Raw genomic sequence first — 13624 nt, forward strand, 5'->3', positions numbered from 1 at the left:
CAGATGGCAGGAACTAGCAGCAGCAATAGCATCTGCCAATAATCAAAGTAGAGAAGATTGACTAAATTTCAAGATGAGAATCAGCTTAAGGGCCGCTTCGGTGAACTCCTTGCAGCCTTTGCGTTTCCGCCTGAATGGGTGGTTCGACCTATTCAATATGACTACGGGCTGGATCTAGAAGTCGAGGTATTTCATGCCATACCTTCGAGCGATAGGCGACAGAAGTACCAAACATGGGGCGAACATTCTTATCTTCAAGTGAAGACAACCGATAACGTTAGTTTCGGCAAGTACAAGGGATCTGATAAAGAAACTGAAGTTCTAAAGTTCCTCATTGAAACAACTGAGCTTCGACTAGTTGAGGCTATGGGTGCCAGCGTCCCAGTTATCCTCTTTGTGGTTGATCGGGCCAACTTGCAGGTTTTTTATATCTGCCTCAATGACTATATCTCAAAGATTCTGACACCCTGCAACCCTGCGTGGCGCGACCAAAGGATGGTGACTCTTTACATCCCTGTTCGAAACCAGATCAAGGTATCTGACAAGGAATTTGATCCCACTTCCCATTGGGGATACTTCGCCAGGACAGCGCGGAGGAGCAAGATCTACAGTGCGGCAAACCTCACTCATCACTACTCAATAGAACTGGGTTATGCGTTAGTTGACCTCGATGCTGGCGAATCGAATCCAGAGATTTTCAGCAAAGCTGCTTTACAATTTCTCGAGCGAGCAAATCAATACGCATGGGAAATCGCAGAGCTGGACATCTGGCGCAAGACGGACTCAGAATGGGGCGCCATGGAAGGCTTCCGAGAAACGCTCACAATCTTGCATGATCGAATTTTGCAGCTAAAAGAACCGCTTAAAAATCTACCCAGCCGGGGAGATGAATTCGAACAAGCAGCGTTCCATTTTCTGGGGCGAGTGGACTTTATGCGCGGAGTATTCACATCACTTTCTACTATTGGCAGGCTGTACGAACAGATAGGAAGACTCGAGCGGCTTCCCGGTGATGACCCCTTTGAAATGTGAATGGATCTACTGAGACGCCAGGGATGCTCGCAGGTTCGTGCCGAGACTACGGTGGGGACAGAGCCCGTTGCCGTCCCAGCGGTACCGTTCAGACTTCCTTGTGGTGCGCTTCATCCCGATCATCATTTCGCTCGGGCCCAGTGCCGCCAGTCCTTCGTGACCTGTAGGCGCGGCGAAGGTGCGTAGATCAGGTCAGTGGCTTCGTTGGCGAATTCGCCGACACCGCTGATGTTCTTTACAATCGTTGCCCATCGCAAGTACCCGATGTCGTCAACCCGTCGCAGGTGCATGAGCACCGAATGTGAGATCTGGGTGGACTGGACGATGCGCTGGCCTCGAAGATCGCTGAGCACCAGGTGCGCGACGATCAGCGCCTTTGCGTCAGCGTCCTCTCTTCCCCAAAGCGCGGCGTGAACTCCTTTACGGAGCTGTTTGATGGCAAAGACAGGCCGGCGGCCATCACGCTTTAGGACGGTTTCGGGTCGCCAGTCCAGTCTTCTAGGGGCCGCAAGCCTTGGCCACTGGTGTGCCCTCACATGCCCGCGTTGATTCTCTGCGTGGATGTCCGGGTACCGTTCATGCACCCAGGCAAGGACCGCTGAGGCGTCCGACCAGCCGGGCCGGTTGTCGTTTCGTCCGTGAATTGCCATGGCGTAGAGAAGCTCGGCCATGCGGAAGCTGCCGCCATCGCCGTCGCCCAACTCTGCTTCCACTGCATCGGAAATCACGGTGTCGGGAAGTGCGCCGAGGAGGAGCTTGTGCTTCCGGTATTCCTCTTCCGTCAAGTGTGTTCTGGTTTTGGGAAGACGACGTTCGATGCGCCGAATCGCGTTGTCCACGACGGCGTCGATCTGGCTGTCGTCAAGGGGTCCTTTTCGCTTAAACAGTATGTCGAACACGTCTTTGCGGAGTGTCGCCCGACTGAACGGGTCCGGCGCGAGCTTATGGTCGCTCGATCTGCGAACAGCGAAGTAGTCCAAGGCCGGTTGTGTGGGCACCTCGACGGTGCGGAACATGTGGCCGTTGCTGCAAACACGCATTCTCCGAACGATCGACTCCTGGAGATGCGGACGCGTCTGCGGGACCTCACTCGGCGCGCCGCAAACCACACACGGCATCCCACGTGAAATCCGTAACCGCTGGCTACCTGTAGTCGTCATAGCCCTCTATCATCCAGCGTGTGATGCATCCTGGCTATATATAACAGGCGGGAACGTTTTTGGACGTCCAAATGCCTCAAGGATGTACTGCGGCCAGAAGGACCGACAGAGTGAATTCAGGAGCATAACCAATGACGGGCTCCATTTCGGATCGTCACAGACAGGAGTCATCATGGACACCTTCGTCCGTAAAACAATCTCTGTTGTTGCGATGACATTGATGCTCGCACTTTCGGCGATGTTTGCAGCCCCTAGCCATGCCAGCGGGCCCAGCGTTACAACACCCTCGAAGGCAGCGACATCAGTGCGCGCAGAAGCCAGCCCAACCTGTTACGGAGACTACTGCAGCGGGATGGACCCGGTGGCGTCGGGATGCGCAGAGGGGGCTAAAACCCTCGACTCACATGTTCAGGGACTCGGCGGAGGCATCGTTGAACTCCGTTACTCCCCCAAGTGCGGGACAAACTGGGCGCGCTGGACCGCCTACCCGACAGGCTGGTGCATGAACTGCGGAATCGTTGGCCTGCGCGCAGTCCAGGACACCGGTTACACGCAGTCAATCGACCTGACTAACAAACCCATCAAGGACGGCGAAAGTGTTTGGTCGCCGATGATCTACAGCCCCGTAAAGAAGGTTAAGGCGGAGATCATCAATATCTGCGGCGACGCCGGGATGGTGGCTGCAGCGTTTGACTGCGCAATGAACGGCTTGGAGTCAACACGATCCCTATAGCAAAACCACCCTACGAAAATCAGCCCCAGCGGACCAACGCTGGGGCTGATGCGTGCTGTCTTCCGGGCCAGAAGTCCGCATAACGAAGAGGCGTTCAATACCGCCGTGTGTGTAGGCACCTTAGCGGCCGAGGTGCTGTGCCTATGTCTGACCCGCTTGGGGGCTTGGCTTTGACCTTCCCGGTGGTTCTGCCGGCTCCGGCGGCTGCCTGGGCAGCCGGGTATTTCTGTTGGGATTCTCCGAATTGTTTGGCGGCGATGCCTCGTTCAGGTGCTCCTGCGGCGCGCATCCGTGCCGCCTCGGCTTCCAGACGGCTGGCCTTCTCGTACGCCGCGCCCGCGGCCATGGCGGCTTACTCCCCCGCCGCCTCGCGCTTTTTTCGCATCCGTGAGGACGACGCCGGCTTCGCGTGCCTTGTCCGGATCCCCGGGACCTTCCATTGCTGGACGAGGTCCCGGTCCGCGCGGTCTTTCTCGGCGGCTGATGTGTCGGCGTAGTCCGGGTCGTTGGCCAGGGACCCGGCCCGTCCCCATACCCGTCGCGGATCGGATTCGACAGCACCTGGCAAGCCGCCCCAACCTCAGAAAAGCCAAAACACCCAAAGCCCATGGCAGTTAGGGAACTCTTGTCCCGTATCCAGAAGCACGACAATGCCCCATACTGCGTCAGGTTACGCCTTCCCATTCCGACCTGCATCCCAGCCGGCCCGGCAACGAAATGGACTCCGAGAGAAAACCAGGCACCCCGCAGCATCTAGGACCTGCTCGCCGGAAGCAAGTTTGTCGGCGCGTTCGAAGGGGTGATCGGTTGCCGACCAGGAGGGATGGTCCTCAGAGGTCCTGATGGTTTCCGTGCCAACCACAAGATCTTCGACGGTGTCGTCGTGGACGAAGACCTGCTCGACGGCTTTGCCTTCTTGTTCCCCCCGTCTCTGAGTCGGTGGCGACAACGCGGTCACCAATTTGGATCTCCTCAATGGCTTTCTTCGTTCCGTCGGCCATAAGAACTGCGGTAGAGCCAACAAACGAGCACGCCTTTGCAGCCGTGCTCGCGCCTGCACCTGCATTTGATGTGGGGGCGGCCGCAGCCCGGGCTGTTGCCTGGTTTCCTAGAGTTTTGGTTTGCTGTTGCGCTGTCTGCAAGGACTGCTTTGCAGGGTTCGCTGATGCAGCGCCAGCGCCCCGCCGAGGCGCCGGCGGCGCCCCCGGAGTGTATCCGATGGCCGCGCTGGCGGCTCTGATAGCGATGCCAACGCCAATGGCGCAGACGACTGAGGCAACGCAAGCGGTGGCGGTCGCTGCCAAGACGGTCGTCATCACAACAGTTAGGGCGCCACCTCACTTTTCGATGCGGCTCTTCCGACGCTTCGTGCCTGGGGAGCTCTTTTGCGAGAGTGCTCGACAGTTGAAGGGCGGCGAGTTACATTGATTACCCCGGCGGGGAATATGGGCGATACCCCTCCGACGTTATACTCTGTACGAAAGTTACCAAGGAGAACTCAATGGACAGCACAAAGTTCACGCCCGTTGGAGAAGTCAGCGCCGATGAACGAGCGCGCATCTCCGTAGGAAAGGCTGGCGTGCGACGCGACGACCGCTACGCGATCGCAGTAAATGACGAAGGCGCCATACTGCTGACCCCCCTAGTTTCAATCCCGAAACGCGAACTCTTAGTCTGGGAGGACGTCCAAATTCGGGAGGCCCTCAGCCGCGGTTTGCTCGAATCGGCTGCCGGCCAGGCCAAGTCCCTCGGCGACTTCACCCAGTTCGTTGACGAGGAAGAGGACGAGGACTAATGGCGTTCAGCCTCATGTTTACTCCTGAGGCCATAAGTGCATTGGAGGCCCTTGAGGGCGACGGTCACCAAGAGAAGAAGCTCAAGAAAGTCCGGCGCACTTTGGGGCGACTCCAGCAGGATCCGAAGCACCCTGGCCTGAATTCACACAAATACACATCCTTGTCTGGCGTGAATGGCGAGGCCGTTTGGGACTCGTACGTAGAGAACAACACTCCATCGGCGTGGAGGATCTTCTGGCACTACGGCCCCGACGATAGCGTTATCACTGTTCTTGCAATCACGCCCCACCCATAAAGCCGAAGTCCCCCGCAGTTTCGCGTAGGCTGAGTGAGCCAAACATGTAGAGCGGGGGGCAATGGTCGACTCAGATTCGCGCGAACGATTGCTGCTTAATGCATTAGTTGCCTATGGCGACTCGTGCACTCGCCCCGGCCTAACACCCGGTTGTCCGTTTTACACGGTGACCGAGGAAGGCCCGACGTGCGGGGAGCAATGTCGCCAGGTTGCCGAAGAATTGGGTCTTACCCAGCGACCGGTCGTCACCGAGAACATTGGCGGACTGCGCATGACTGGCCGTGCCCTTCCTCGCGAAGTGGTTGCTGGGGTTGAAGATTTCGATGTACGACGGCATTTCCTCTCAGACAGACACAGACCTACGAGCACGCAGACGGCAAGCACGCTTCTCCTGCGTCTGCGTACAGCCTGCACTAATGCCGTGCTTGAAGGTTCCCAGGTACCAGGCGAAGGCGACGCTTCTGCGATCTGGCATGAACTCTACAGTCGAGGGTTTCCTGTCGCCCGGGCTGCTTCTGGAGGCCTAAACTTGACCCTGGCCTTGGCTGCGGCATCAAGGTCCGCATCGGGAAGGCTTCGTGACCTCGGTCTCCTGGCTCCAACCAGGTCACGTTCGACACCTGTCGAAGACGAATGGGAAAGCTTTGCGAGGCGAGTGGCGTCCCAGCACGACGGCGTGAGCCGGCGAGGGAGTGTCGGCACACTGGGAACGCGGGCCGAGCGCATCCGGGGCACCAGAATAAATCTGCCCAGTTGGCTACGGGATCTGGATGACAGCGTCAACGTAATTGACAGTTTCATGAAAGACCCGTTGCTGTCGTTCATCTTTGGCCCAACCTTTGTTCCGCGTCTCAGCCAGTGGTTCGGCCGAGTGCTTCAGGAAGGCCATCTCAGCAGGATCGAAAATCAAGTACCGGACGAACACGTCTTCATGAGCCTCCCTGCCCACGACTACGTAGACGAAGCAGGGCTATGGTTATGGACCCGGCTCACGGCGACCAGACTTGACGCATGGAGTCTTTCCAGTCTCCTGTCCGAATGGCAATGGGTGGCCCGTGAAGAGGACCACGGCATTCCCCGCAACGTCCTATCTCTCCGTACGGTCCATCAGGACCGCTTAACCTCAGCATGCCTCGACGCGCTAAATGAGTCACGGTCGTTTACTCACACGGCCGGATTCGATGCCGACGAGTTCGTGTCGGAAGCTCTCGATCATCTGCGCCAGGGCGACGCAACCAAGGCCGCAGACATATTCGTCGGCGTCAGCCAGTTGAGGCCAGCAGATGCCACCGTGTGGAACAATTTGGGTTTCTGTCAGCTGGCGTTCAACCCGTCAGCGGCCCTTGCATCCCTCTCAAAGGCTGCGATGTTCAGCATTGGTGACGATCAGATTCGCTTGGCGAATCAGGCCTTTGCACTGCATCTATTGCAACGGCACTCCGATGCACTTGAGCTAGTGAAAGCTGCACTCAGCATCCAAAGCGAATCACCGCCCGCCACGATGTGGAGTCCCGAGCACTCAGGGTTACCCAAGACGCTAGTATCCGTCAGGCACCTCCCCGACTATCTTCGCGATCTTGAGGAGCATATCGGCAAGCGTGCCTGTTTAGGGTCGACCCGGAATTGAGCTAAGACTACTCAAGTTTTTCCGCCCTTCGCTAAGTTGAGCCTGTACAGCCGCTCATATGTGCTGGAGCAGAAGATCGGCAACCTGCTTGAGTTCACAGAAGACGCTGATGCAACCGAATACTTCCAGTCCGTCAGTTCGTGGCCGAGCCGAGACTGACCCACAGCGCCGCTTCGGTACGGCATCTTCAGCGACCTGGAAGGGCGAACGGTGCGCGAGGCTAGGTACTTACCCTGTAGGCGCGGCGTGAGGGTCTTCCGGACAGGGCGAGGGAACCGCTTTCAGCACTGAAGGAGACAACCCCCTCTGTATAAAGTCGGTTAAGGGCGTCCCGGGTTTGAGGTCGGTCCCAGCCCATGATCTCACCGACCTCCGTCCAGGAAGGCCCTCGATTGTGGGCGGCCCATGACTGGGCAATGGAGGATGTAAGCCTGACCAGGACGTCCTCCGTTAGCTCTACCGGTTTGCCTGTGGTGTTGCGTCGTTGCCACGCTTCCTTACGGGCTTGGTACCGGGCTGCGACCTTCGCGTAGCTCGGTTGCTCGTTGTTTCTAACCATGGCGTCGGCGATTTGCTGGTACCGGGAGCCTGGCCTGTACCGGTCGACGTAGGCGGCCAGTTCCTTGATGCGCTCCTCGGTGATCTTCTCCGGCGGCACGAGCCGCTCAAGCCACTTCCGGGCATCTTCCTGCCGGCGGGCGAAACTCTTTCGCTTCGGCCTTATTTTCCCACCAGATCTCGCCGCAGCCGGCAACGTCCGCGTGTCCTGATCACCCATAATCCACCCTAACTTTCAGTTCGCCTTGGTTGCGGGATTTCGTGTCAGCGGCTGGGGCCGTTCTTGCTTCGTTCTGCACCTGCTGCCGTTCCGCGGCTGCTCCTACGTGCTTTCGCTGCCTTTGCCAAGGTGACGGCGGCGTTGGGGTGTGTTCCCTCGCTGCGGGCCGCTGCGAGCCGGCCACGGATTTGAGGTTCTGTGGCGCCCGTAGTGGTGAGGGATTCGGCGAATTTCTGGTGGTGTTCGGCTGAGCCGTACCCATCCGCTGACACTGTCTCCGCTTTGAGTGCCTGGTCTTTGATCCGGCTGCTGTCGTCCTTTCCGGTGACGCGGCTCTCGATGTCCCGGCCGAGGTCTTCGATGCGGGCAAAGAGTTCCTTTTCGGCCCGTTCGTAGCGTTGTTCCTGGGTTGACCATTGGTCCCCGGTGAAGCCGCTTTCTGCGAGGAGTTTCGCTTCGTGCAGGTTCTTCGCTGCGGTCACGAACGCCGGGTCTTTGAAGTGGGCTTCGGTGGTGCCATTGATGTTCGCTGCGGTTTCTGTGCGGAGTTGATCCAGGTCGGGTCCGTTGATGCCGTCTTTGCCGATGAGAAACAGGCGTTCTTTGATGTCTGCGTCGGCGATGTCGAGGGCTTTGGGGGTTTTGGCGTTGTGTGCACGTTGGAGGGCCTGGGTTAGTTCGGGGTTGGCCAGGTACTCGACGGGTACGTGGTGGCGTTCCATTTCGGGTGCGAGTTTCGCCGCTTGGGCGCGGAGCTCTTCGGCGCGGGCGGCTGCGAGGAGTTGCATGGCTTTATCGTGTTCGGCGGCGGCTTTGCGTGCTTGTTCGCCGCTTGCGGCCAAGGCCTCGGCTTGGGTTTTTCCGTCGTTCATGGCGTGGACGATGGATTCGAGGTAGGCGGCGTCAGCGCCGATGTCGCGGGTGTCGATGCCGTACCGGGTCAGGACTTCCTGACGGATTTTTCCGGATGCTTCAAGGGCGGTGGGGTCGTGGTCTTTCCAGGCTTCGGCGACCGCGTACGCGGTGGCGATGTCGGCGGGTTGGGCTTTGTCCCACCACTGGTTTTCGACTGGGGCGAGGGCTGCGTGGGCGGTGGCGCGCTCGGCGGAGAGTCGTGCTTGGGCTTCGTGCGCTGCCTGTGAGTCCAAGTGTTGTTGCTGCCGCTGGTGTTCCTGCCGGCGGCGGGCCAGAGTCTCGGCAATGCGTGAGGCGATCATCAATGACTGGCGCAACCCGGCGTCCAGAACGTCGTCCATTCCGTCTGATTCACTCATCGTGTTCCCCTTGCACTAGTGGTGTGATTCTTATCGGTCGAGGCCCGGGCCGGAATCGTTTCGGCTGGGCTGATAGGTCTTTACTGTTGAGGCCGTCGGCGTGGTGGGCACGGCTGATCCGGGACGGATCGGGGCGATGCCGCGCCGTGCGATATCAATCGCTCGTGGCGGTACTGCCGCCTCCGAGGCCGGCTGTTGCTCAGCACCCGCTGACACAGCCTTGGGCATGCTGGCGGTGAACGGTGCCAGCTGGTGTTCGACGACGGAGCGGATGCGCCCGGCTTCACGTGCGCGTCCGGCTTGGGCGTGCATTTCGTACACCGCGAACGCGGTGTTGATCAGCTGGACCATGAGCGCGGTCTGGGCGGCGGTTTGATTCCTGGACGAGGCTGCCATGAACAACATCGCGGTGCCTGCAATGGAGGGCAGCGAAATGGGTTTGCTGTGCTCGCGAGGCTCGCGCAATTGCGCCGTGCGGGACAGTTCAGCAGCGGTCGCTGCGAGGGGTCCGGGGGTTGCTTCGAGGCGGTAAGACCAGGCAGCGAAGGCTCCGGAAACGTCACGGGCTGCTTTGGCCCAGGTCGCGTGATCATCGCGCGAAATAGCCCGGAGCTGTTCGGCGAGGGCGGTGGCGTTGCGGGTGTACTCTACCCACATCTCCGGTGGCGGTGTGGCCTTCTCCCGGCCGGTCCTGGAGACGGTGCGTTTGTTGCGTGCGGCTGCGTTCCATTCGGCCGCAGCCTGGCTCGCGTGCTGTGGTGTGTCCATCCAGTTTTCGCGCAGGGCACCGAGTCTGAGGTCCGTGGCAAGGGTGCCGCCACCGAACCAGATGGGCCGCTCCCCCGGTCTGGGTCGTTCGGCGACGGAGTAGCCAACAATGACGTCCGTGGTGTTCTTCGCATACCTGGGCCGGACCAGCATTCCGGTGTCGCGGGCGCGGCGGACGAACTCGGCCTCCGTTGCGGAGGCGCTGGCGCTGGCGCGGACTTTCCGGGCCAACGAAACCCGGTGCATTTCGCGTTCATCCCGGACCGCGGTGGCCTTCTCCGCCCGGTCGTAACCGCGCGTGGCGTACACGGCCGACAGCTGCTCAAGGCCATACTTGACCTCCAGCTGGCGGCAGGTCTGCTGCGCCTTTTTGTAGTCCGCGTGGGTGGAGGCTTTGGTCCCGTCTTCCCGGACCAAAGAGACGGCGATGTGGATGTGGTGGTTGCCGTTCTCGGACGTGCCGTGATTGATCGCAGCCCATCGGCACTGGGCTTTCCCACTCGTTGCGGTGAAGCCCATGGCGTCCACGAAATCGTTCGCGATGTCGCCCCACTGCTGATCGGTCAGGGCGCCCTCCTCGGCCCGCAGACTCAGCGAGCAGTGCCACACGCTGGCGTCCTTGTATCCGACGTGCACGCGTTCCTTATTCGTTGCGTCCCAGGCGAAGTCCTTGATCTTCACCTCGACCCCGTAGGCCTTGCGTGGCTGGTCCAGGTGCTTCGCGATCGCAACCGCATCCTCATGGTCCAGGACGCCGTCGTCGTACCACGCCATGATCGCCGCGTCCCCGGCCACCAGGCGCGGTTCCGTGTGCGAGTTCTTCGTCTTGTCCGCATCGGTCGAGACCAGATAAACCATTAGGCCGGCCATCCGCGAACCGCGGGTGATGTTCGGAATCATCCTTACATCAACCCCTCAATGGCCGCATCTATCCGCCTCGCCACCGAGCGCAGATGCTTCAACGCCTCCCCCGCCTCAACCGGGACCTCACCCGTGGCGTTCGCGTGCCGGGCGAGCTGGTTGATGTTGTTCGACGAACGAGCCAACAGATTGTGCAGCTGCATCAACTCGGCCATGATCCCCCGGCGCTCCGTCGGCGAATCCGTGCCCTCCGACAACGCAGCCGACACCAACAGGTTCGGGACCGTCACCTTCTCCCGCTCGGCCCTAGCGATCAGTGCCGCTTCCTCCTCCACCGTGACCCACACGTCACGCCGCTTCTTGGACCCCGCCGGGGCATTCGCCCGGCGACGACGGGAGACCTCGGGACGGCCAGCACTCTCCTCCTCCGGCATTCCAAAACCTCCCTCCAAAACGCCCAGCGCAGCGACCCCAAACCGGGGACCACACAAGCCAGTGTGGCTCACGAACCCGCTAGGGTCCGTGAGCGACACGCCATTTACACCCGTGTAAATGTATAGCTTGCTCCGCGCGGGCGGATTGGCGACCCGCCGTGACTGTGACAGGTTTATTTGGCCCCGGTAGGACGGTTATTTCTGGCCCCACTTTCTGACTCGCCGGTGTGGTTGTGACGGTTATAAGTGGCCCCACTTGAGGCTTGTTTCCAATTGCTGGAACGAGCCTTGTTGGAGGTCCGGATGGGTGCACGGGTGGAGTTGTTCGCGAGGATCCGCAGGGATTCCAGGATCGAGGGCTTATCGATCCGTGAACTCGCACGTCGCCATGGTGTCCATCGGCGAACCGTTCGGCAAGCCCTTGAATCCGCTGAACCGCCGGAGCGCAAACCGCGCCGGGGCGTGTCCCATCGATTGGAGCCGTTCAAGGCCGCGATCGATCAGATGCTGATCGAGGACACGACGGCGCCGCGCAAACAGCGCCATACCGCGCGACGGATCTTGGCACGGCTCCTTGAGGAACACGATGCCCATGTGTTGTCGTATTCGACGGTCCGGGACTATGTTCGTGTGCGCCGGGCCGAGATCGATGTTGAGGCGGGCCGCCGGCATGAGGTTTTCATTCCGCAGGATCATGCCCCGGGTGCTGAAGCCGAGGTGGACTTCGGCGAGGTCTGGGTGGTTCTGGACGGGGTGAAAACGAAGTGCCACATGTTCATCCTCCGGCTCTCCCACTCGGGCAAAGCTATCCACCGGATTTATCCGACGCAGGCCCAGGAAGCGTTCCTGGAAGGCCACATCGAGGCATTCAGCGTCCTTGGTGGCGTCCCGACTAAGCACATCCGCTATGACAACCTCACCAGTGCGGTGACGGCCGTTGTTTTCGGCCAGGGCCGGCAACGTAAAGAGAATGACCGCTGGGTGCTGTTCAAATCCCATTACGGCTTTGATGCCTTCTACTGTCAGCCGGGGATCAGCGGGGCCCATGAAAAGGGCGGTGTCGAGGGTGAGGTTGGCTGGTTCCGCCGTAACAGGCTCTCCCCAATGCCGGTCGTGAAGTCTTTGGACGAGCTGAACACGAAGATCAAGGCCTGGGAAGAGGTCGATGCGCGGCGCCGGATCAATGACCGGATCCGCACCATCGGCCAGGACTTCGAGGCCGAGCAGCCACTTCTGGCACCGTTGCCGGCAGAGGTATTCGATCCAGGTCTGGTGCTGACGCCACGGGTGGACCGGTCCTCGATGATCACGGTGCGGATGATCAAGTATTCCGTTCCGGCCCGGTTTATCGGCCGTCGGCTCAGGGTCTCCCTCCGGGCTTCAGAACTGCTGGTCTTTGACGGCCGGACCGTGGTTGCCAGGCATCAGCGGATCGCCGCGAAAGCCGGGCAGTCGGTTCAACTGGATCATTACCTGGAGGTCCTCAAGACCAAGCCAGGGGCGCTGCCCGGGTCCACGGCGTTGGCCAGGGCGCGTGAGGCCGGCACGTTCACCGCAGTGCATGAGGCGTTCTGGGCCGAGACCCGCAAGGTCAACGGCGACGCCGAAGGGACCCGGGAACTGATCGATGTGCTCCTGCTTCACCGTTCCATGGACGCCGACGACGTCGTGGCCGGCATGACCGCAGCTCTCAAGGTCGGAGCGGTAAGTGCTGATGTCGTCGCAGTCGAGGCGCGTCGTCACGCCGCCAACACCATCCCTCTCGTGGGTGGGGCCAGCGCGGATCGTCATTCCGGTGCTCATGATGGGGTGACAGTGCATCGGGTTGTCAGTCTCACCCAACGTCGGCTCACGGATCCTGCCGCGGTGATCGCAGGCCTTCCACCGGACACACGGCCTCTGCCATCAATTGCCGGCTATGACGAGCTGCTCGCCAAACGTGCAACCACGAATGCCGTTTCTGTGTCGAAGGAGAACATCTCATGAGTCCCACCACGCCCGCGATGACCATCACTCCGACCTTGCGCCGGCGCCGCGGCCTGACCGAACAAGCAGCGGTCGCGGCCGTTGACCAGGCCTGCCGACGCCTTCGCTTGCCCACAGTCAGGGCAGTCCTGGACGAAGCCCTGATCGTCGCGGGCAAAGAGCAGCTCTCGTATCAGGGGTTCCTGGCCGAGCTGTTGCTTGCCGAGTGCGATGACCGGGATCGGCGATCATCGATCCGGCGCGTGAAAGCGGCGAACTTTCCACGGGATAAATGGCTTGGGGACTTTGATTTCGACGCGAACCCAAACATCAACCCCGCCACGATCAACACCCTTGCAACCGGAGATTGGATTCGCAAAGGCGCACCACTGTGCCTGATCGGGGACTCCGGCACCGGCAAGTCCCACCTGCTCATCGGCTTGGGCACCGCGGCCGCTGAGAAGGGCTACCGGGTCAAGTACACCCTCGCGACACGGCTCGTCAACGAACTCGTCGAAGCGGCCGACGAAAAGATGCTCGCCAAGACCATCGCCCGCTACGGCCGGGTCGACCTGCTCTGCATCGACGAACTCGGATACATGGAACTGGACCGCCGCGGCGCCGAACTCCTCTTTCAGGTCCTCACCGAACGCGAGGAAAAGAACTCCATCGCGATCGCGAGCAATGAATCGTTCTCTGGATGGACCAAGACCTTCACCGACCCGCGGCTCTGCGCCGCGATTGTGGACCGCCTCACCTTCAACGGCACCATCATCGAAACGGGTACCGACTCCTACCGGCTCGCCCACAGCCTCGCCAACGCACAGAACTAATAGGGCGCGGCCGGACGTTCGCCTGACTACCCAGCTGAGGTATCGTAAACAAATATCGGAATCCGATA

The 13624-nt window shown here is 60.4% G+C and carries 12 protein-coding genes; 7 read left to right on the plus strand and 5 right to left on the minus strand.

The annotated features are described in order from the left end of the window. Positions 1-57: 57 nt before the first annotated feature. Positions 58-1032 (plus strand): DUF4365 domain-containing protein, encoded by a 975-nt coding sequence (locus KSW38_RS16130; RefSeq protein ID WP_216925936.1) that lies wholly within the window; start codon positions 58-60, stop codon positions 1030-1032. A gap of 122 nt (positions 1033-1154) precedes the next feature. Here KSW38_RS16130 and KSW38_RS16135 read toward each other — a convergent pair whose 3' ends face one another. Then, positions 1155-2048 carry an ATP cone domain-containing protein gene (locus KSW38_RS16135; RefSeq protein WP_216925937.1) on the minus strand — a complete coding sequence of 298 codons (894 nt, stop codon included), beginning with the start codon at positions 2046-2048 and terminating at the stop codon, positions 1155-1157. Positions 2049-2364: 316 nt separating this feature from the next. Here KSW38_RS16135 and KSW38_RS16140 point away from each other — a divergent pair, with 316 nt between their 5' ends. The 4 genes from KSW38_RS16140 (at position 2365) to KSW38_RS16155 (ending at position 6643) form a co-directional block, all read left to right on the plus strand. Continuing rightward, positions 2365-2925, plus strand: a complete 561-nt coding sequence (locus KSW38_RS16140) for a DUF2690 domain-containing protein (RefSeq protein WP_216925938.1) — start codon at positions 2365-2367, stop codon at positions 2923-2925. A 1501-nt stretch (positions 2926-4426) separates the two neighbouring features. Then, positions 4427-4720: a hypothetical protein gene (locus KSW38_RS16145; RefSeq protein ID WP_216925939.1), complete on the plus strand. Its 294-nt coding sequence runs from the start codon at positions 4427-4429 to the stop codon at positions 4718-4720. Then, complete coding sequence (locus KSW38_RS16150) at positions 4720-5016, plus strand: hypothetical protein (protein ID WP_216925940.1); 297 nt, start codon at positions 4720-4722, stop codon at positions 5014-5016. Before KSW38_RS16145 ends, KSW38_RS16150 begins: the two co-directional genes overlap by 1 nt. A 655-nt stretch (positions 5017-5671) precedes the next feature. Then, positions 5672-6643 carry a hypothetical protein gene (locus tag KSW38_RS16155; RefSeq protein ID WP_216925941.1) on the plus strand — a complete coding sequence of 324 codons (972 nt, stop codon included), beginning with the start codon at positions 5672-5674 and terminating at the stop codon, positions 6641-6643. Between the two features lie 220 nt (positions 6644-6863). Here the strand turns inward: KSW38_RS16155 and KSW38_RS16160 are convergent, their stop codons facing one another. Genes KSW38_RS16160 through KSW38_RS16175 form a run of 4 tightly spaced genes read right to left on the minus strand, consistent with a single transcriptional unit; the run spans position 6864 to position 10830 of the window. Next, positions 6864-7421 carry a hypothetical protein gene (locus tag KSW38_RS16160; protein WP_216925942.1) on the minus strand — a complete coding sequence of 186 codons (558 nt, stop codon included), beginning with the start codon at positions 7419-7421 and terminating at the stop codon, positions 6864-6866. 44 nt (positions 7422-7465) lie between these two features. Next, positions 7466-8695 (minus strand): hypothetical protein, encoded by a 1230-nt coding sequence (locus KSW38_RS16165; RefSeq protein WP_216925943.1) that lies wholly within the window; start codon positions 8693-8695, stop codon positions 7466-7468. Positions 8696-8725: 30 nt separating this feature from the next. After that, on the minus strand, positions 8726-10363 hold the full coding sequence (locus KSW38_RS16170; RefSeq protein ID WP_216925944.1) for a relaxase/mobilization nuclease domain-containing protein: 1638 nt from the start codon (positions 10361-10363) through the stop codon (positions 8726-8728). Positions 10364-10365: 2 nt separating this feature from the next. Next, complete coding sequence (locus tag KSW38_RS16175; RefSeq protein ID WP_308169402.1) at positions 10366-10830, minus strand: MobC family plasmid mobilization relaxosome protein; 465 nt, start codon at positions 10828-10830, stop codon at positions 10366-10368. A 231-nt stretch (positions 10831-11061) separates the two neighbouring features. Here KSW38_RS16175 and istA point away from each other — a divergent pair, with 231 nt between their 5' ends. Both istA and istB read left to right on the plus strand, forming a co-directional pair. Next, positions 11062-12744 (plus strand): IS21 family transposase, encoded by a 1683-nt coding sequence (gene istA, locus KSW38_RS16180; RefSeq protein ID WP_216925945.1) that lies wholly within the window; start codon positions 11062-11064, stop codon positions 12742-12744. Next, a complete protein-coding gene (istB, locus tag KSW38_RS16185) occupies positions 12741-13556 on the plus strand; it encodes an IS21-like element helper ATPase IstB (protein WP_216925946.1) in 816 nt (271 codons plus the stop codon). The genes istA and istB overlap by 4 nt, the downstream gene beginning before the upstream one ends. The last annotated feature ends 68 nt before the right edge of the window (positions 13557-13624 follow it).

The sequence above is a fragment of the Paenarthrobacter aromaticivorans genome (assembly GCF_019038615.1).
Lineage (GTDB): Bacteria > Actinomycetota > Actinomycetes > Actinomycetales > Micrococcaceae > Arthrobacter > Arthrobacter aromaticivorans.